The organism is Streptomyces sp. enrichment culture (assembly GCF_964272895.1).
Classification (GTDB): Bacteria; Actinomycetota; Actinomycetes; order Streptomycetales; family Streptomycetaceae; genus Streptomyces.
Genome location: NZ_OZ186832.1, coordinates 1,664,462 through 1,682,349, shown reverse-complemented (window position 1 = coordinate 1,682,349; position 17,888 = coordinate 1,664,462). Strand labels below are relative to the sequence as shown.

Genomic DNA, 17,888 nt, shown 5'->3' with positions numbered 1-17,888 from the left:
GAGCCGTGACGCCGCGCCAGAACCGTGACGCCACGCCGGAATCGTGACGCCGCGTCAGAACCCGTGCCGGAACCCGCCGTCGACCGGAACCATGATCCCGGTCAGATAGGAAGCGGCCGGCGACAGCAGGAACGCCGCCGTCCGCCCGAACTCCTCCGGCGTCCCGTACCGCCGAAGAGGAATCCGCGCCTCGTTCGCCGCCCGAGTGGCCTCGGGATCCGCCGACAGCGCGTCCAGCTCCCGCACCCGGTCCGTGTCGATCCGCGCCGGCAGCAGCCCGACGACCCGGATGCCCCGCGGCCCCAGCTCGTCCGCCAGCGACTTGGCGAACCCGGCGAGCCCGGGCCGCAGCCCGTTGGAGATCGTCAGCCCCGGAATCGGCTCGTGCACCGACCCGGACAGCACGAACCCGATGACACCCCCGTCCTCCAGCTCGGCCGCCGCCGCGCGAGCGAGCCGCACCGCCCCGAGGAACACCGACTCGAACGCCGCCTGCCACTGCTCGTCCGTGGTGTCGGCGACGAACCCCGGCGGCGGGCCGCCCACGCTCACCAGCACCCCGTCGAACCGCCCGAAACGCTCACGGGCCGCCCCGATCAGCCGCGCGGGCGCCTCGGGGTCGGCGTTGTCCACGCCCACACCGACGGCGTCCGGCCCCAGCTCGGCGGCCGCGTCGAGCGCCCGCTTCTCGTCCCGCCCGGTCAGCACGACCTTCGCCCCGTCGGCCACCAGCTCGCGCGCGACCGCGTTGCCGAGCCCGCGCGTGGCGCCGGTGACGACGTACACCCGGTCCTTCAGTCCAAGATCCATGGCCCTATCCTGCCCCCTCGTTCCCGAACAGGGCGAGGGCGGTGTTCACGAGAGCGATGTGGCTGAACGCCTGCGGGAAGTTGCCCAGCTGGCGGCCGGACTCCGGCTCGTACTCCTCCGCCAGCAGGCCCACGTCGTTGGTGAGGCCGACCAGCCGCTCGAACAGCTCGCGGGCCTGCGTCTCGCGGCCCGTCAGATGCAGCGCGTGGGCGAGCCAGAAGGAGCAGGCGAGGAAGGTGCCCTCGCCACCGGGCAGACCGTCGACGGCGGAGCCGTCGGTGCTGTAGCGGTGCAGGAAGCCGTCGTGGCTCAGTTCCGCGCGGATCGCGTCGACCGTGCCGACCACGCGCGGGTCGTCGGGCGGCAGGAAGCCGACCTGCGGGATGAGCAGCAGCGCGGCGTCCAGCTCGCGCGAGCCGTAGGACTGGGTGAAGGTGTTGCGCGCCGGGTCGTAGCCCTTCTCGCACACCTCGCGGTGCACGTCCTCGCGCATCGCGCGCCAGCCCTCCAGGTTGCCGCCGAGCTCCGGATGCTCCTCCAGCGCGCGCACCGCGCGGTCCGCGGCCACCCAGACCATCACCTTGGAGTGCACGAAGTGGCGGCGCCCGCCGCGCACCTCCCACAGGCCCTCGTCCGGCTGCCGCCAGTTCCGGCGCAGCCACTCCATCAGGGCGGCCTGGAGGGACCAGGAGTGCGGCTCGGCCGGCAGCCCCGCCCGCCGGGCCAGCGACAGGGTGTCCATGACCTCGCCGTACACATCGAGCTGGAGCTGGCGCACGGCGGCGTTGCCGATCCGCACCGGCCGCGAGCCGCCGTAGCCGGACAGCCAGGGCACCTCCAGCTCGGGCAGCCGGCGCTCGCCCGCCACGCCGTACATGATCTGCAGGTCCGCCGGGTCGCCCGCGACCGCGCGCAGCAGCCACTCGCGCCACGCCTCGGCCTCCTCGAGGTAGCCGGCGGCCAGCAGGGAGCCGAGGGTGAGGGTGGAGTCGCGCAGCCAGCAGTAGCGGTAGTCCCAGTTGCGCACCCCGCCCAGCTCCTCGGGCAGGGAGGTGGTGGGGGCGGCGACGATGCCGCCGGTCGGCTGGTAGGTGAGGGCCTTCAGGGTGATGAGGGAGCGCACCACCGTGTCCCGGTGCGGGCCGTCGTAGCGGCAGCGCGCGGACCACGCCCGCCAGTCGGCGACGCTCGCCTCCAGCGCCTCGTACGGGTCGATCAGCGGCGGGCGTTCCTGGTGCGAGGGGTGCCAGGTCATGACGAAGGCGACCTTCTCGCCCTCCTCGACGGTGAACTCGGCGTGCGTGGCGAAGTCCGCGCCCCAGGTGCGCACCGGCGGCTCGCTGCGCAGCCACACCGCGTCCGGCCCGGCCACCGCCACCCGGTGGCCCCCGCTGTTGCGCACCCACGGCACGATCGAGCCGTAGTCGAAGCGGAGCCGGAGCGTGCTGTGCACCGTGACGCGGCCGCGCAGGCCCTCGACGATGCGTACGACGTCGGGGGCGCGGTCCCGCTGCGGCATCAGGTCGGTGACCCGCACGGTGCCCTCGTCCGTCTCCCACTCGGTGTCGAGCACCAGGGTGCCGGGCCGGTAGGCGCGGCGCGCGCATCTGCGGGCCCCCTTCGGCGCGATCCGCCAGTGCCCGTCGTCCTCGGCCCCCAGCAGCCGCGCGAAGCAGGAGCCCGAGTCGAACCGGGGGAGACACAGCCAGTCGACGGAGCCGTCCCGACCGATCAGCGCCACGGTCTGCTCGTCGCCGATCACGGCGTAGTCCTCGATGCGGTGATGCACGGAGTGCGGGTTCCCGGCGAACGGGGGAGGCAATCCGGCGCGGGGCTGTGCGAGTGACGGGGCGGTACGGGGGCCCGCCGCGACCTCTTCGGGGCTTCGGACCCTGCCGGTTCCGCCCGCCCCTGCGGGCTTCGGACCCTGCGGTTCCGCCCGCCCCTGCGGGGCTTCAGGCCCTCGCCGGCTCGGTGGCTTCAGACCCCCGCCGGCTCCGCCTGCGCCGGCTCCGCGCGGGCGGCCTCCCGGCGCTCGCGCAGCTCACGGCGGACCAGGACCGTCCAGCCCACGGGGACGCCCGCGGCGAACAGCCACCACTGGACGGCGTACGCCAGATGCGCCCCGATCTCGTCGTGCGAGGGGGCGGGGATCAGCTGGGGGGTCTCGCCGCGCGGCTCGGGGGAGACCAGCTCGACGTAGCCGCCGAGCACGGGCTCGCCGAGCCGGCGTTCCGCCTGCTCGCTGCTGATCAGCATGACCTGGCGGTCCGGCAGGCCCTCGCGGTCCTTGATGCCGCTCTTCGCGGTCGTCTCGTCGGGCATCAGCCGCCCGGTGACGGTGATCTCACCCTTCGGCGGGGCCGGGATCTCGGGAAACTCGGTCTGCGCGCCGTTCGCCGGGATCCAGCCCCGGTTGACCAGCAGGACCTTGCCGTCGGTCAGGACGAACGGCGTCAGGACGTGGAAGCCCACCTTCTCGTCCGCGTTGACACGGCGGCGGACGACGACCTCGCGGGCCGTGTCGAAGCGGCCGGTGGCCGTCACCCGGCGGTAGCGGTCCGCGTCCTTCACCTCGGCGCCCGGGGAGGTCAGCGACTCCGCCGGCACCGGCTTGGCGGCGAGCGAGTCCGCGATGACCCCGTTCAGCTCGACCCGGCGCTCATGGCGGTGCAGCTGCCAGAAGCCCAGCTCGATCATCGTCGGGACGAGCGCGACAGCGACGAGGGTGAGAATCACCCACTGCCGGGACAAGAGGAAGCGGAACACCCCACGACCGTACATCGCGGGTCGCGGGGTGTTTCCGGGAGGGGGGCCTCACGGGCTTTTGCAGGGCCACGCCGGGCCTCCCAGGGGTCAGACCCGGTCGACGATGCCCACCTGCCCCTCTGCCGCCCGGGCGCAGTGCGCACCGCAGTACCAGCGGCCCTCGACCTCGACGCCCTGGCCGATGATCTGCACCCGGCAGTGCTCGCAGATGGGGGCCATGCGGTGGATCGCGCAGGAGAAGCAGTCGAAGACATGCACCGCGCCCTGCGCGTGGATCTCGAAGGTCATTCCGTAGTCATTGCCGCATACTTCGCATCTCGCCATGCGCCACAGGGTGAGCCGTCACCGCCACGCGGGCGAGCGGGCGCCGGGCGAGTCGCCCGGCAATCACCCGTCCGTACGGTCACCGCCCCCGCGGGGCTCCTCGGCCGGCTCCACGTCCCGCAGCAGCTGCCCGAACGCCGCCTCGTCGACCACCGGTGTGCCGTACTGGCGGGCCTTGAGCACCTTGGAGGTGGCGGAGCCGGGGTCGTTGGTGACGAGCAGGCTGGTGAGCCGGGAGACGCTGGTGGCCACATGCAGCCCGGCCTCGATCGCGCGGTCCTCCAGCAGCTCGCGTTCGACCGACGTGTCCCCCGAAAAGGCGACGCGCATGCCCTGCTTGAGCCTTTTGCCCTCTTCGTACCGGCCGGGGTTGGGGTACGGGCAGGCGGGCCGCTTGCGGGAGGGACGCCAACTGGTGGCCCGGTAGCCGCCGTAGCCGCCCGGCTGCTGCCCGATGCGCGCAGCGGGCCGGTCGGTCCACTCCGTCAGCGGCCGGCACTCCTGGAGCGGCAGCCGCACACGGCCCTCGGCCGCGGCCCGCAGACTCGGCCGGAACGCCTCCGCCAGCACCCGAGCGTCGTCCAGCGCGTGGTGCGCGCGCTGCTGGACGACACCGAAGTGCGCGGCCAGCGACTCCAGCTTGTGGTTGGGCAGCGGAAGGCCCAGCTCCTTGGAGAGCGCGATGGTGCACAGCCGTTGACGCACCGGCGGCTCACGCCTCGCGCGCGCGTACTCCCGCGCGATCATCTGCCAGTCGAAGACGGCGTTGTGCGCGACGAGCACCCGGCCGTCCAGCCGGGCCGCGAACTCCTCGGCGATGTCCGCGAACAGGGGAGCGCCCCGCAGCACCTCGCTCGTCAGACCGTGTATCCACACCGGACCCGGATCCCGCTCCGGATTGACCAGCGTGTACCAGTGGTCCTCGACCTCACCGCGCGCGTCCAGGCGGTAGACGGCCGCGGAGATGATGCGGTCGTCACGGGCCAGGCCGGTGGTCTCCACGTCAACGACCGCGTATCCACGGGGATACGCGGCCGGCCACGGTGTGGCGGGGGACGCTGCGGTCGTACGGTCTTCGAGCATGGTCACTGAGGATACGGGCCGGGACTGACAGCGTCGTCGCCCAGGTGCGCCCCACCCCGGCTCCGTTCGCCTCGCGCGGGTCGGTGCGCGGTCGCCGCCGACACCGGTGCCATCCTCCCGATGTGACGGAAGCTACGCACGACGAGCCCCACGGCGGCGCCCTGGGCGAGCGGCTCAACTGGCTGCGCGCGGCGGTGCTCGGCGCCAACGACGGCATCGTCTCCACCGCCGGCCTCGTCGTCGGTGTGGCCGGCGCCACCGACAGCCGCGCCGCCCTGCTCACCGCGGGCCTGTCCGGGCTGCTCGCCGGGTCCATGTCGATGGCGGCCGGCGAGTATGTGTCCGTCTCCACCCAGCGCGACTCCGAGAAGGCGGCCCTCGCGGTGGAGAGACGGGAACTGCGCGAACGCCCCGAGGCCGAACTGGCGGAACTGACCGAACTCCTCGCCCGGCGCGGCCTCTCCCGTGACGTGGCCCGTGAGGCCGCCGAGCAGTTGACGGAACGCGACGCGCTGCGGGCACACGCGCGCGTGGAGCTCGGTATCGACCCGGATCAGCTCACCAACCCCTGGCACGCGGCCTGGGCGAGCTTCCTCGCCTTCACCGCCGGCGCGCTGCTGCCGCTGCTCGCCATCGTCCTGCCGCCCGCCGGCTGGCGGCTGCCGGTCACCGTCCTGTCGGTCCTCGCCGCCCTGTGCTGCACCGGATTCAGCAGCGCCCGCCTGGGCGCCGCGGCCCCCGGACGCGCGGTACTGCGCAACGTCGGGGGAGGAGCGCTGGCCATGGCGGTGACCTACGCGGCGGGGGCGATGCTGGACGCGGCGGGGGTGTGAGGCAGGGCCGGGCCGTACGCCGGGAGTGCGCCCGGACCGGCGCACCGCCGTCGACGGGGGCGTTCTGCGCCGTGCCTGACGGGGAACCTTCGGACACCGTCCTCGACGGGAAGCCTTCCGGCACCGCCGTCGACGGGGGCGTTCTGCGCCGTGCCTGACGGGGAACCTTCCGACACCGCCCTCGACGGGAAGCCTTCCGGCACCGTCTTCAACGGCCCGCTCTTCTGACACCTCACCAGCGGATCGGCACCGGCAGCGCCGTCAGCAGCCCCGACACCGCGACCACGACCCCCAGCAGAGCCACCTCCACGCGCGCGGGGAAGCAGGCGGTCAGCGGGTCGGCGGCGCGGCGCAGCCGGATCCGCGCCCACAGCGCGAGCGCGGCGACGGTGGCCACGAGCAGCACCTTGGCCAGCAGAGCGCGCCCGTAGGCCGTCGTCGTCAGCTGCTCCAGGACCGTCGCCGCGGGCATCCGGCGCAGCGTGCTGCACACCCCGGTCGCCGTGACGGCGGCCAGCAGCATCGCCGCCACGCGCGCGTACAGCCCCAGCAGGGCCGCCCCCGCCTCCGGCGCGCCCCACCGCCGCAGGGTCCGCAGCGCGTACAGCAGACCGCCCGCCCACAGCGACGCGCACGTCAGGTGCACCAGGGTCAGGGACGAGCCGAGCAGCGGGCTGTCCTCGGTCACCGGATGCGCCCGCAGCGCCTCCGCCACCACGACCGCGGCCAGCGGCCACACCTGCGACGCCGGGCGCCGCGACAGCGCGCACAGCCACGCCACCGCGAACGCGTTCACCTCCAGCAGCGCCAGCTTGCCGTCGCGGGAGGCGTACAGCCCGCCCAGGTCGATCTCGGCGGGGCTGCTCGGCACGAGGTTGCCGGTCGCCACGACCGAGGCCAGCCCGAGGGCCGCCGCGAACCCGGCGCCCGCCGCGTACGCCCCCCAGCCGCGCGGCCGTTGCGCCGGCGCCCCCGGCACCCGGCGCGCCAGCCGGTCCACGAACAGCTCGCCCAGCGGCACGGCCAGCGCGGCGAACAGCACCGTGCGCAGCAGCCCGATGCCGCCGACCCCCGGCGCCGCCGCCTCCCCCGTGTCGCGCAACGCGACCGACGGGCCCAGCAGCGGGATCAGGGCACCCAGCGCCACCAGCACGAGAACGGCCACCGCCCGGCCCGTACCGGCACGCGGGCGCGTGCTCCTCGCCCCGGCCGTCCCGCCGGTGGGTCGTGTCAACGTCACCTCAAGATCTTCACCAGTCCTCCTGGACCGGGCAAGTCAAGCCGCCTTGACGCGGGCGACCCTGAGGAGCCGTCGGCCGTACGACCGTCCCCACGCGCGCGAAGGGGCCGGACGGCGAACCGTCCGGCCCCTGGAGCCGATCCCCTGCCGGCCGGGCCGGCCAGGGCTCCTACTTGGTCACGGCCCTCAGCGCGTTGACGATGCCGAAGCCGTAGAAGCCGTTGTAGTCCTCGTCACCCACGCAGGTGGCGTCCTGGACGCCGTCACCGTTCTGGTCGTAGGACTCGGGGCAGGCCCGCTCGTCCGCCTGTGCCTTCAGCATGGCCTGCAGCGCGCCCGGGGTCGCCCACGGGTGCTTCGACTTCAGCAGCGCGGCCACCGCGGAGGCGTGCGGCGCGGCCATCGAGGTGCCCTGGAGGTAGGCGTAGCCGTTGTTCGGCATGGTGGACAGGATGCGCCCGTCCTTCGACGGGGTGTCCGGCAGCTGGTAGCGGCGGTCACCGCCCGGCGCGGCCACGTCCACGACACCCTTGCCGTACGACGAGTAGTACGACTTCAGGTTCTGCACACCGGTCGCGCTGACCGTGACGACGCCCGGCAGCTGGGTGGGCACGTCGTAGCACTCGTGCGGGTCGATGGTGCGCTCCACCGGCGTGGTGTCGTTCGGGCTCGTCTTGTCGACGATCGCGTCCGAGTCCATGTCGTGGTTGGAGTTGCCCGCCGAGGCCAGGTGCAGGGTGCCCTTCTTCTGGGCGTACAGCTGGGCCCGGTTGACCGCGTCGACGATCGCCTTCTGGTCGGGGTCGTCCATGCAGTTGTACAGCCACGGGTCGACGTAGTAGCTGTTGTTCGTGATCTCCACGCCGTTGTCGGCGGCGAAGACGAACGCGCAGACCACGCTCTCCGCGTAGAACAGGCCGCTCTTGCGGTCGGTGACATTGATGCTGGACACCTTCACGCCCGGCGCGACACCGGCGACACCGATGCCGTTGCGGGCGGCGGCGATCTCACCGGCCACGTGCGTGCCGTGGTAGTCGCCGGTGGTGTACGGCCGCCAGGCGCCCTCGCTGGTGTCCGGGACACCGCCGTCGCAGTTGGCCGACTGCGACTTGGAGAAGTTGGCCTGGAGGTCGGGGTGGGTGTCGTCGACGCCGGTGTCGATGACGGCGACGGTCACCTGGGAGCTGCCCGGGTTGATGGCGGCGGCCTTGTCGGCGCCGATCGCGCGCAGGTCCCACTGGTCGGCTTCGAGGGGCTCGCTGCCCGGCGTCGCCGCGGCCTCGACCTTCGCGGCCTCGGCGGCGGTCAGGTAGTCCACGGCACCCTCGTCCGTGGTGCGCATCGGCTCCAGCGGCGCGGTGCGGCTGGCACCCGCCGACTGCACCCCGGGGGCCGTGCGTATCTGCGCGCCGAAGTCGGGGTTCGCCGAGCGGACGACGATGACACCGATCTTGTCGTACGAGATCACGACGGTGCCGCCCGCTGCGGCGATCGCCTTCTTCACCGACTTGAGTGTGCCGCTGTCCGTCCTCGTGTTGACCACGTACGACAGGGTCGGCGCGTCCTGCGTCGCCTGGACGCCGGACTCCTGCACCGGAGCGGCCGCGGCGGCCGCCGGCAGGAAGCCGAGCGAGGCGGTCAGCGACAGCACGACAGGCACGGCCAGCGCGAGTCGGCCTCTGGAAGGCAGATGAGCCATGGGGTCTCCACATCATCCTGAAACGGAACCGGCCCGAGGCGAAGTGAGCACTCGGGCAGGTACATGACGGGGTTGTGCAGGGCGAAGCTATCCCCGGAACTCGCTGGCCAGCAATGTTCCGGAACCCCTGACATGACGGTCCGAGGGTTTTCCCTCTGCCTCCCCCGGAAAGACACGCGACTGACGTTGAACCATGCCGCGCGTGGCGCCGTGACGTTGAACAGGGCGCACGAGCACGATCGTGCCCCCTGTCGGATCACCGCCCCGGGCATTACCCTCACCGCCTGGCTCGGTGATCCACGTCACAGTGAGGTCAGAGCCGTCATGTCCGTCGCACCCGATTCGTCCCCCACCCCCGAACGCCCCCCGTCCACCGTCGCAACGCGAGGAGACTCCGTGGCCACCGAGACACCGCCCCCCTCGAAGACACCGCAACGACTCCCCTCCGCCGAGGAGTTCGTCCAGGTGCAGGAGAGCCCCGAGTTCGGTGAACTGCGCCGCTCCTACCGCTCCTTCGCCTTCCCGCTCACCATCGCCTTCATCACCTGGTACCTGCTGTACGTCCTGCTCTCGAACTACGCCGGCGGCTTCATGGGCACCAAGCTCTTCGGCAACATCAACGTGGCCTTCGTCTTCGGCCTCGCCCAGTTCCTCACCACGTTCCTCATCGCCTGGTGGTACGCGCGGCACGCCGCCGCGAAGCTCGACCCCAAGGCGGAGGCCATCAAGTCCCGGATGGAGGGCGGCGCATGAGCCCCGCGATCACCCATGTGCAGCTGACCGCGGGCCAGGTCCAGCTCGCCGCCAACGAGGCCAGCGAGCACCGGCCACTCATCATCACGCTGTTCAGCCTGTTCGTCGTGGCCACCCTGATCATCACCGTGTGGGCCGGCCGGCAGACCAAGGACGCCGCCGACTTCTACGCCGGCGGCCGCTCCTTCAGCGCCTTCCAGAACGGCCTCGCCGTCTCCGGCGACTACATGTCCGCCGCGTCCTTCCTGGGCATCGCCGGCGCCATCGCCCTGTTCGGCTACGACGGCTTCCTGTACTCCATCGGCTTCCTGGTCGCCTGGCTGGTGGCCCTGCTCCTGGTCGCCGAGCCGCTGCGCAACTCCGGCCGCTACACCATGGGCGACGTCCTGGCGTACCGCATGCGCCAGCGCCCGGTGCGCACGGCCGCCGGCACCTCCACCATCGTCGTGTCGATCTTCTACCTGCTCGCCCAGATGGCCGGCGCCGGCGTCCTGGTCTCCCTGCTGCTCGGCATCACCTCCGACGCGGGCAAGGTCGCCATCGTCGCCCTCGTCGGCGTCCTGATGATCGTCTACGTCTCCATCGGCGGCATGAAGGGCACCACCTGGGTCCAGATGGTCAAGGCCGTGCTGCTGATCGGCGGCACCCTCCTGATCACCTTCCTGGTGCTGCTGAAGTTCGACTTCAACATCTCCGACCTGCTCGGCACGGCCGCCGAGAACAGCGGCAAGGGCACCGCCTTCCTGGAGCCCGGCCTCCAGTACGGTGCCACCGGCACCTCCAAGCTGGACTTCATCTCCCTCGGCATCGCCCTGGTCCTGGGCACCGCCGGTCTGCCGCACATCCTGATCCGCTTCTACACGGTGCCCAACGCCAAGGCCGCCCGTAAGTCCGTGAACTGGGCCATCGGCATCATCGGCGGCTTTTATCTGATGACCATCGCCCTCGGCTTCGGCGCCGCCGCGCTGATCTCCCAGGAGGAGATCATCGCGTCCAACCCGTCCGGCAACACCGCCGCCCCGCTGCTCGCCCTGCACCTCGGCGGCGTCGACTCGGCGTGGGGCGCGATCCTGCTGGCCACGATCTCGGCGGTGGCCTTCGCGACGATCCTCGCGGTGGTCGCCGGTCTGACCCTCGCCTCGTCCTCGTCGTTCGCGCACGACATCTACGCCAACGTCATCAGGAAGGGCAAGGCGACGGAGAAGGAGGAGGTCCGCGCGGCCCGCCTGGCCACCATCGGCATCGGCGCCGTCTCCATCCTCCTGGGCGCCCTCGCCCGCGACCTCAACGTGGCCGGTCTGGTCGCCCTCGCCTTCGCGGTGGCCGCGTCCGCCAACCTGCCGACGATCCTCTACAGCCTGTTCTGGAAGAGGTTCACCACCCAGGGCGCCCTGTGGTCGATCTACGGCGGTCTGATCGTCGCCACCGGTCTGGTGCTGTTCTCGCCCGTCGTCTCCGGCGACCCCAAGGCGATGTTCCCGGACGTCGACTTCGCCTGGTTCCCGCTGAAGAACCCGGGCATCATCTCCATCCCGTTCGGCTTCCTGATGGGCTGGCTCGGCACCGTCCTGTCCAAGGAGGAGCCGGACGCCGACAAGTACGCCGAGCTGGAGGTCAGGTCCCTCACCGGCACCGGCGCCCACTGATCGCACCGAGCCCCGGCGCGGCCGTGTCGTAGGTCTCTACGACACGGCCGCGTCTTACCTGGTGGATCGGGCTGGTGTCGTTGTCGGTGCCGTCACGTAGGCTCACAGGTGACGGAAAACGTGCGATCCGCTGCGCGGGAGGGGGCCACGTGCTCATCGACACCTTCGGCCGGGTGGCCACCGACCTCAGGGTCTCGCTCACCGACCGCTGCAACCTCCGATGCACCTACTGCATGCCCGAGGAGGGCCTGCAGTGGCTGGCCAAGCCCGACCTGCTCACCGACGACGAGATCGTCCGCCTGATCGACATCGCGGTGCGCACCCTGGGCATCGAGGAGGTCCGCTTCACCGGCGGAGAGCCCCTGCTGCGTCCCGGCCTGGTCGGCATCGTCGAGCGCGTCGCCGCGCTGGAACCGCGCCCCCAGATGTCCCTGACCACCAACGGCATCGGCCTGCGGCGCACGGCCGGCGCCCTGAAGGCCGCGGGCCTGGACCGGGTCAACGTCTCCCTGGACACCCTGCGCCCGGACGTCTTCAAGACCCTCACCCGCCGCGACCGCCACAAGGACGTCCTCGAAGGACTCCAGGCCGCCCGCGAGGCCGGACTCACCCCGGTCAAGGTCAACTCGGTCCTGATGCCCGGGCTCAACGCCGACGAGGCCCCGGACCTGCTCGCCTGGGCGGTGGAGCACGACTACGAACTGCGGTTCATCGAGCAGATGCCCCTCGACGCCCAGCACGGCTGGAAGCGCGAGGGCATGGTGACCGCCGGAGACATCCTCGCCTCCCTGCGCACCCGCTTCGACCTCACCCCCGAGGGCTCCGACAAGCGCGGCTCGGCCCCGGCCGAACGCTGGCTCGTCGACGGCGGCCCGCATGTCGTCGGCGTGATCGCCTCCGTCACCCGCCCCTTCTGCTCCGCCTGCGACCGCACCCGGCTCACCGCCGACGGCCAGGTCAGAACCTGCCTCTTCGCCACCGAGGAGACCGACCTGCGAGCCGCCCTGCGCTCCGGCGCCCCCGACGAGGAGATCGCCCGCATCTGGCGCCTGGCGATGTGGGGCAAGAAGGCGGGAGCGGGCCTGGACGACCCGACGTTCGTCCAGCCGGACCGCCCGATGTCGGCGATCGGCGGCTAGGACTCCTCCCGCGCCTGCCAGTCCGCAAGCTTCACGACGTCCTTGAGGAACCCCCGAACCCCGAGGAACTGGGACAGATGCTCCCGGTGCTCGTCGCACGCGAGCCATGTCTTGCGCCGCTCCGGCGTATGGATCTTCGGGTTGTTCCACGCCAGCACCCACACCGCGTCGGCACGGCAGCCCTTGGCGGAACAGATCGGGATCTCGTCACTCACGCTATGTCTCTCAACCCACACAAAGGCGACGCCGAGCAGCCACGGGGGGAGCTGCCCGGCGTCGGTCCGTCGCTCCGACGGGGGATGCGGAGCGCGTACGCAGTATGTCACGGGTAACCGGTTGCCGGGCACCGGAAGCACATGATTGATCTGAGCTTTTCCTGAGCTTGCTACCGCTCGGTGAGAGGGCTTTCCCGCTCCGCGCCGCCCCGCTCCTCGTCCCGCGCCGGCGCGATCATCGGCCTCTGGGGCGTCGGGACGAACGTCGACGGCAGCCCCGGCGCGTTCTCCCGCCCGGCGTTCGCGATCACCACCGCGATGTACGGCATGATCATGCCCAGCACCAGCGCCACGATCGCCACGTGCCGCTCCACGTTCCACAGCACCGCGGCCAGGACGACCGACACCGTGCGCACGCTCATCGAGATGACGTACCGGCGCTGCCGCCCGCGCACGTCCTCCTGGAGCCCCTGCCGGGCACCGGTGATCCGGAACACCTGGGCGCTGCCGCCGCCACCATGCCGCTTCCGCATACCGTCCACGGTACGCCGCGCCCCCGCCGCATTCGAGACCGGGTCCCCCCTCTTCCTGCGCGAACGCGCTCGTGCGTAGCGCGTAAGGACGCCACGACATGCGGCGTACCGCGACCGAGCCCAGACTGGGGGCACTGCTCACGTGGAGCCATACGAGGAGGCAGCCATGGGCTGGTTGTGGGCGATCATCGTCGGGTTCGTGCTGGGCCTGATCGCGAAGGCGATCCTTCCCGGCAAACAGCACAGCCCGCTGTGGCTGACCACCATCTTCGGCATGCTCGGCGCGATCGCGGGAAACGCGATGGCCCGGGGATTCGGCGTCGAGGAGACATCCGGCATCGACTGGAGCCGGCACATCTTCCAGCTGATCGCCGCGGTGATCATCGTGGCGCTGGGCGACATGGTGTACATGGCGACGCTGGGCAAGAGGAAGCGGCGGGCGTGACGGCGACGCCCTGAGGGACGCGGGCCGACTGGCGGCCACCGCCGCATGCGCGCGACCGGCTTCAACGAGCCGGCAGCCGCCAGTCCACCCGCACCTCTACGGCACCTAGGCCCCCGTCACTTCCACGGCGGCCAGGTTCTTCTTCCCTCGCCGCAGCACGAGCCACCGCCCGTGCAGCAGGTCCTCCTTCGCCGGGACGGCGTCCTCGGAGGCGACCTTGACGTTGTTCACGTAGGCACCGCCCTCCTTCACCGTCCGGCGTGCGGCGGACTTGCTCGGCACGAGCCCGACCTCGGCGAACAGGTCCACCACCGGCGCGAGCTCGGCGACCTGGACATGCGGCACCTCCGACAGCGCCGCGGCGAGCGTCCTGTCGTCGAGCTCGCCCAGCTCGCCCTGACCGAACAGCGCCTTGGACGCGGCGATGACGGCGGCGGTCTGCTCCGCCCCGTGCACCATCGTCGTCAGCTCCTCGGCGAGGGCCCGCTGCGCCGCACGGGCCTGCGGCCGCTCCTGCGTCTGCTTCTCCAACTCCTCCAGTTCCTCACGGGACTTGAAGGACAGGATCCGCATGTAGGTGGAGATGTCCCGGTCGTCCACGTTCAGCCAGAACTGGTAGAACGCGTACGGCGTCGTCATCTCCGGGTCGAGCCAGACGGCCCCGCCCTCGGTCTTGCCGAACTTGGTGCCGTCCGCCTTGGTCATCAGCGGCGTGGCCAGCGCGTGCACCTCGGCGTGCGGCTCCAGCCTGTGGATCAGGTCCAGACCGGCCGTGAGGTTGCCCCACTGGTCGCTGCCGCCCTGCTGGAGCGTGCAGCCGTAGCGCCGGTAGAGCTGGAGGAAGTCCATGCCTTGGAGGATCTGGTAGCTGAACTCGGTGTAGCTGATGCCCTGGTCGGACTCCAGGCGGCGGGCCACGGAGTCCTTGGTCAGCATCTTGTTGACACGGAAGTGCTTGCCGATGTCCCGCAGGAACTCGATCGCGGACAGACCCGCGGTCCAGTCGAGATTGTTGACCATGATCGCGGCGTTCTCGCCCTCGAAGGACAAGAACGGCTCGATCTGGGCACGCAGCTTGCCGACCCAGCCGGCGACCGTCTCCGGGTCGTTCAGCGTGCGCTCCGCCGTCGGGCGCGGGTCGCCGATCAGCCCGGTCGCGCCGCCCACCAGCGCCAGCGGCCGGTGGCCGGCCTGCTGGAGCCGGCGCACGGTGAGCACCTGCACCAGGTGCCCCACGTGCAGCGACGGCGCGGTCGGGTCGAAGCCGCAATAGAACGTGACGGGACCGTCCGCGAGAGCCTTGCGCAGGGCCTCCTCATCGGTGGACAGGGCGAACAGCCCGCGCCACTTCAGCTCGTCGACGATGTCCGTCACGGTTCTCGTGTCTCCTCGGATGATCTGAGTGTGGTCGAGCGACCACGCCTATGAGGTTATACGCCCCGGCTGACAGAGCTCATATTGAAATCGGGGACCCGCACCGGAGGCATCGCGGCCCTGGTGAACCAGTCGCTCCATTCCCGGGGCAGCGTCCGCTCGGTGCGCCCGGCCTCGGTGACGCGTCCGAGGAGCCCGACCGGCGACTCGTTGAACCGGAAGTTGTTCACCTCGCCGGTCACCTCACCGTTCTCCACCAGGTAGACACCGTCCCGCGTCAGGCCCGTGAGCAGCAGCGACGCGGGGTCGACCTCGCGGATGTACCAGAGGCAGGTCAGCAGCAGGCCCCGCTCGGTGCTCGCGATCATCTCCTCCAGGGAGCGGTCCTCGCCACCGTCCAGGATCAGGTTGTCGATGCCCGGCGCCAGCGGCAGCCCGGTCAGGCCCGCGGTGTGCCGGCTGGTGATCAGATTCCTCAGCTCGCCGTCGGCGATCCACTGCGTCGGCGCGAGCGGCAGCCCGTTGTCGAACACCGACGCGTCGCTGTCGGAGGAGTGGGCGAGCACGAACGGCAGGGACTCCAGGCCGGGCTCGTGCGGGTCGCTGCGCAGCGTCAGCGGCAGCTCGGTGAGCTTCTCGCCGATCCGGGTGCCGCCGCCCGGCTTGGAGAACACCGTGCGACCCTCGGCCGCGTCCCGGCCCGACGCCGACCACATCTGGTAGATCAGCAGGTCCGCGACCGCGGTCGGCGGCAGCAGCGTCTCGTACCGCCCGGCCGGCAGCTCGATCCGCCGCTGCGCCCAGCCGAGGCGTACGGCGAGCTCGGCGTCCAGCGCCGCCGGGTCGACGTCCTTGAAGTCGCGGGTGGAGCGGCCCGCCCACGCCGAGCGGGTGCGGTCGGGCGACTTGGCGTTGAGCTCCAGCGTGCCGTTGGGCTGGTCGTGCCGCAGCCGGAGCCCCGTCGACGTCCCGACATAGCTGGACGTCATCTCATGGTTGGCGAAGCCGTACAGCTCGCGCCCGCCCGCCCGCGCGCGGGCGAACGCCTCGCCGAGCGCCGGGGCGAAGTCGGCGAACACCGCGGAGGACGTCTCCGCGGGCGCGTCCGTGAAGGCGGGGGACGCGTCCACGCCCGTCACCAGCGGCTGCGCGTCCTCGGCGGGCGCGGCCCCGCGCGCGGCGGCCTCGGCGGCCCGCACCAGCGGCTCCAACTCGTCGGCGGTCACCGCCGAACGCGAGACCACGCCCGCGGAGGTGCCCTCCTTGCCGTCCACGGTGGCGATCACGGTGAGGGTGCGCCCGCGCGTGACGCCGTTCGTCGTCAGGGCGTTGCCCGCCCAGCGCAGATTGGCGGTGGAGTGCTCGTCGGCGATGACGACGCACCCGTCCGCGCGGGACAGCTCCAGGGCCCGCTCGACGATCTCGTACGGCTTGCTCGTGCGGGCGCTCATCGGCCGGCCTCCTGGGTGGTGTTGAGGATGTTGACGCCCCGGAACAGGGCGGACGGGCAGCCGTGGGACACCGCGGCGACCTGGCCGGGCTGGGCCTTGCCGCAGTTGAAGGCGCCGCCCAGGACATAGGTCCCCGGGCCGCCGACGGCCGTCATGGAGCCCCAGAAGTCGGTGGTCGTGGCCTGGTAGGCGACGTCCTTGAGCTGGCCGGTGATCCGCCCGTTCTCGATCCTGAAGAACCGCTGCCCGGTGAACTGGAAGTTGTAGCGCTGCATGTCGATGGACCAGGAGCGGTCGCCGACGACGTAGATCCCGCGGTCCACCCCGCCGATCAGATCCTCCGTCGACAGCCCCGCGGGGTCCGGCTGGAGCGAGACATTGGCCATGCGCTGCACCGGCACATGGCCGGGCGAGTCGGCGAACGCGCACCCGTTGGAGCGCCCGAGCCCGGTCAGCCGCGCGATCCGGCGGTCCAGCTGGTAGCCGACCAGCGTGCCGTCCTTGACCAGGTCCCAGGACTGCGCCTCGACGCCCTCGTCGTCGTAGCCGACGGTCGCCAGGCCGTGCTCGGCGGTGCGGTCACCGGTGACGTTCATCAGCTCGGAGCCGTAACGCAGCTTGCCGAGCTGGTCGAAGGTGGCGAACGAGGTGCCGGCGTAGGCGGCCTCGTAGCCGAGGGCGCGGTCCAGCTCGGTGGCGTGGCCGATGGACTCGTGGATGGTCAGCCACAGATTGGACGGGTCGACGACCAGGTCGTACGAGCCCGGCTCCACACTCGGCGCCCGCATCTTCTCGGCCAGCAGCTCGGGCATCTCGGCGAGCTCGGCGTCCCAGTCCCAGCCGGTGCCGGTCAGATACTCCCAGCCGCGTCCGACCGGCGGCGCGAGGGTGCGCATGGAGTCGAACTCGCCGCTGGACTCGTCCACCGACACCGCGGTCAGCTGCGGGTGCAGCCGCACGCGCTGCTGGGTGGTCACGGTCCCGGCGGTGTCGGCGTAGAACTTGTTCTCGTGCACGGTGAGCAGCGAGGCGTCCACATGGTCGACGCCCCGCGCGGCGAGCAGCCGGTCGCTCCACTCCGCGAGCAGCCCCGACTTCTCCTCGTCGGGCACGGTGAAGGGATCGATCTCGTACGACGAGATCCACGTCCGGTCGGCGTGCACGGGCTCATCGGCGAGCTCCACCCTCTCCTCCGACCCGGCGGCCTTGATCACCTGCGCGGACAGCTTGGCCATCGCCACCGCCTGCGAGGCGACCCGCGCGGCCGCGTCCATGGTCAGATCGACCCCCGAGGCGAACCCCCAGGTCCCGCCATGCACGACCCGCACCGCGTACCCCAGGTCGGTGATGTCCGACGTGCCGGCCGGCTTGGCGTCCCTGAGCCGCCAGGACGCGCTGCGCACCCGCTCGAACCGGAAGTCGGCATGCTCGGCCCCGAGCGCACGCGCGCGTGCGAGCGCGGCGTCGGCCAGGGCGCGTAGCGGCAGGGCCAGGAACGACTCGTCAATGCTATGAGGCACCGGCGTCTCTTTCTGTCGGTTCTGCAAGGGTTCTGTCGGTTCTGCAAGGGCTGG

The 17,888-nt window shown here is 71.7% G+C and carries 17 protein-coding genes; 5 read left to right on the top strand and 12 right to left on the bottom strand.

What is annotated here, in order from left to right:
- Positions 1-54: 54 nt before the first annotated feature.
- The 5 genes from ACSU6M_RS07645 to ACSU6M_RS07625 form a co-directional block, all read right to left on the bottom strand.
- On the bottom strand, positions 55-810 hold the full coding sequence (locus ACSU6M_RS07645) for an SDR family oxidoreductase (RefSeq protein ID WP_437068131.1): 756 nt from the start codon (positions 808-810) through the stop codon (positions 55-57).
- A gap of 4 nt (positions 811-814) precedes the next feature.
- Positions 815-2,599, bottom strand: coding sequence for a glycoside hydrolase family 15 protein (locus tag ACSU6M_RS07640; protein WP_437068129.1), 1,785 nt, complete (start codon positions 2,597-2,599; stop codon positions 815-817).
- Positions 2,600-2,790: 191 nt separating this feature from the next.
- Positions 2,791-3,579 (bottom strand): SURF1 family cytochrome oxidase biogenesis protein, encoded by a 789-nt coding sequence (locus ACSU6M_RS07635; RefSeq protein WP_437068127.1) that lies wholly within the window; start codon positions 3,577-3,579, stop codon positions 2,791-2,793.
- Between the two features lie 87 nt (positions 3,580-3,666).
- Positions 3,667-3,903 carry a hypothetical protein gene (locus ACSU6M_RS07630; protein WP_437068126.1) on the bottom strand — a complete coding sequence of 79 codons (237 nt, stop codon included), beginning with the start codon at positions 3,901-3,903 and terminating at the stop codon, positions 3,667-3,669.
- A 63-nt stretch (positions 3,904-3,966) separates the two neighbouring features.
- Positions 3,967-4,986, bottom strand: coding sequence for a DEDDh family exonuclease (locus ACSU6M_RS07625; protein ID WP_437068124.1), 1,020 nt, complete (start codon positions 4,984-4,986; stop codon positions 3,967-3,969).
- A gap of 122 nt (positions 4,987-5,108) precedes the next feature.
- On the opposite strand from ACSU6M_RS07625, the gene ACSU6M_RS07620 reads away from it, so the two are divergent.
- Complete coding sequence (locus tag ACSU6M_RS07620; protein ID WP_437068122.1) at positions 5,109-5,819, top strand: VIT1/CCC1 transporter family protein; 711 nt, start codon at positions 5,109-5,111, stop codon at positions 5,817-5,819.
- A gap of 232 nt (positions 5,820-6,051) precedes the next feature.
- Here the strand turns inward: ACSU6M_RS07620 and ACSU6M_RS07615 are convergent, their stop codons facing one another.
- Positions 6,052-7,059 carry a CopD family protein gene (locus ACSU6M_RS07615; RefSeq protein WP_437068120.1) on the bottom strand — a complete coding sequence of 336 codons (1,008 nt, stop codon included), beginning with the start codon at positions 7,057-7,059 and terminating at the stop codon, positions 6,052-6,054.
- Positions 7,060-7,228: 169 nt separating this feature from the next.
- Positions 7,229-8,758 (bottom strand): S8 family peptidase, encoded by a 1,530-nt coding sequence (locus ACSU6M_RS07610; RefSeq protein WP_437068118.1) that lies wholly within the window; start codon positions 8,756-8,758, stop codon positions 7,229-7,231.
- A gap of 396 nt (positions 8,759-9,154) precedes the next feature.
- Between ACSU6M_RS07610 and ACSU6M_RS07605 the strand changes: the two genes are divergently transcribed.
- The 3 genes from ACSU6M_RS07605 to moaA all read left to right on the top strand — a co-directional run bounded on the left by ACSU6M_RS07605 (position 9,155) and on the right by moaA (position 12,296).
- Entirely contained in the window at positions 9,155-9,511 is a 357-nt protein-coding gene (locus ACSU6M_RS07605; protein WP_437068117.1) for a DUF485 domain-containing protein, read from the top strand.
- Entirely contained in the window at positions 9,508-11,157 is a 1,650-nt protein-coding gene (locus ACSU6M_RS07600) for a solute symporter family protein (protein WP_437068115.1), read from the top strand. The genes ACSU6M_RS07605 and ACSU6M_RS07600 overlap by 4 nt, the downstream gene beginning before the upstream one ends.
- Before the next feature lie 149 nt (positions 11,158-11,306).
- Positions 11,307-12,296 carry a GTP 3',8-cyclase MoaA gene (gene moaA, locus ACSU6M_RS07595; RefSeq protein WP_437068113.1) on the top strand — a complete coding sequence of 330 codons (990 nt, stop codon included), beginning with the start codon at positions 11,307-11,309 and terminating at the stop codon, positions 12,294-12,296.
- Here the strand turns inward: moaA and ACSU6M_RS07590 are convergent.
- Together ACSU6M_RS07590 and ACSU6M_RS07585 are read right to left on the bottom strand one after the other, a co-directional pair.
- Positions 12,293-12,511: a hypothetical protein gene (locus tag ACSU6M_RS07590; protein ID WP_437068112.1), complete on the bottom strand. Its 219-nt coding sequence runs from the start codon at positions 12,509-12,511 to the stop codon at positions 12,293-12,295. The two genes, moaA and ACSU6M_RS07590, sit on opposite strands and share 4 nt — an antisense overlap.
- 170 nt (positions 12,512-12,681) lie before the next feature.
- Positions 12,682-13,044, bottom strand: a complete 363-nt coding sequence (locus ACSU6M_RS07585) for a DUF3099 domain-containing protein (protein WP_437068111.1) — start codon at positions 13,042-13,044, stop codon at positions 12,682-12,684.
- A 166-nt stretch (positions 13,045-13,210) separates the two neighbouring features.
- On the opposite strand from ACSU6M_RS07585, the gene ACSU6M_RS07580 reads away from it, so the two are divergent.
- Complete coding sequence (locus tag ACSU6M_RS07580) at positions 13,211-13,489, top strand: GlsB/YeaQ/YmgE family stress response membrane protein (protein WP_437068110.1); 279 nt, start codon at positions 13,211-13,213, stop codon at positions 13,487-13,489.
- A 105-nt stretch (positions 13,490-13,594) separates the two neighbouring features.
- Here the strand turns inward: ACSU6M_RS07580 and tyrS are convergent, their stop codons facing one another.
- From tyrS to ACSU6M_RS07565, 3 genes are read right to left on the bottom strand one after another with little or no spacing between them, the layout of a single operon-like run.
- Positions 13,595-14,863, bottom strand: a complete 1,269-nt coding sequence (gene tyrS, locus ACSU6M_RS07575; RefSeq protein ID WP_437068108.1) for a tyrosine--tRNA ligase — start codon at positions 14,861-14,863, stop codon at positions 13,595-13,597.
- A gap of 56 nt (positions 14,864-14,919) precedes the next feature.
- On the bottom strand, positions 14,920-16,314 hold the full coding sequence (locus ACSU6M_RS07570; protein ID WP_437068107.1) for a metallopeptidase TldD-related protein: 1,395 nt from the start codon (positions 16,312-16,314) through the stop codon (positions 14,920-14,922).
- The gene (locus tag ACSU6M_RS07565) at positions 16,311-17,834 is read right to left on the bottom strand and encodes a TldD/PmbA family protein (RefSeq protein WP_437068105.1); all 1,524 of its coding nucleotides are present in this window, start codon (positions 17,832-17,834) and stop codon (positions 16,311-16,313) included. Before ACSU6M_RS07565 ends, ACSU6M_RS07570 begins: the two co-directional genes overlap by 4 nt.
- Positions 17,835-17,888: the final 54 nt, after the last annotated feature.

Bases quoted from the DNA above. Each gene is read 5' to 3' on its own strand.
- ACSU6M_RS07585 (WP_437068111.1), bottom strand. From the start codon at position 13,044: ATGCGGAAGCGGCATGGTGGCGGCGGCAGCGCCCAGGTGTTCCGGATC.
- ACSU6M_RS07580 (WP_437068110.1), top strand. From the start codon at position 13,211: ATGGGCTGGTTGTGGGCGATCATCGTCGGGTTCGTGCTGGGCCTGATC.
- ACSU6M_RS07625 (WP_437068124.1), bottom strand. From the start codon at position 4,986: ATGCTCGAAGACCGTACGACCGCAGCGTCCCCCGCCACACCGTGGCCG.
- ACSU6M_RS07630 (WP_437068126.1), bottom strand. From the start codon at position 3,903: ATGGCGAGATGCGAAGTATGCGGCAATGACTACGGAATGACCTTCGAG.
- ACSU6M_RS07610 (WP_437068118.1), bottom strand. From the start codon at position 8,758: ATGGCTCATCTGCCTTCCAGAGGCCGACTCGCGCTGGCCGTGCCTGTC.
- ACSU6M_RS07570 (WP_437068107.1), bottom strand. From the start codon at position 16,314: ATGAGCGCCCGCACGAGCAAGCCGTACGAGATCGTCGAGCGGGCCCTG.
- ACSU6M_RS07600 (WP_437068115.1), top strand. From the start codon at position 9,508: ATGAGCCCCGCGATCACCCATGTGCAGCTGACCGCGGGCCAGGTCCAG.
- ACSU6M_RS07645 (WP_437068131.1), bottom strand. From the start codon at position 810: ATGGATCTTGGACTGAAGGACCGGGTGTACGTCGTCACCGGCGCCACG.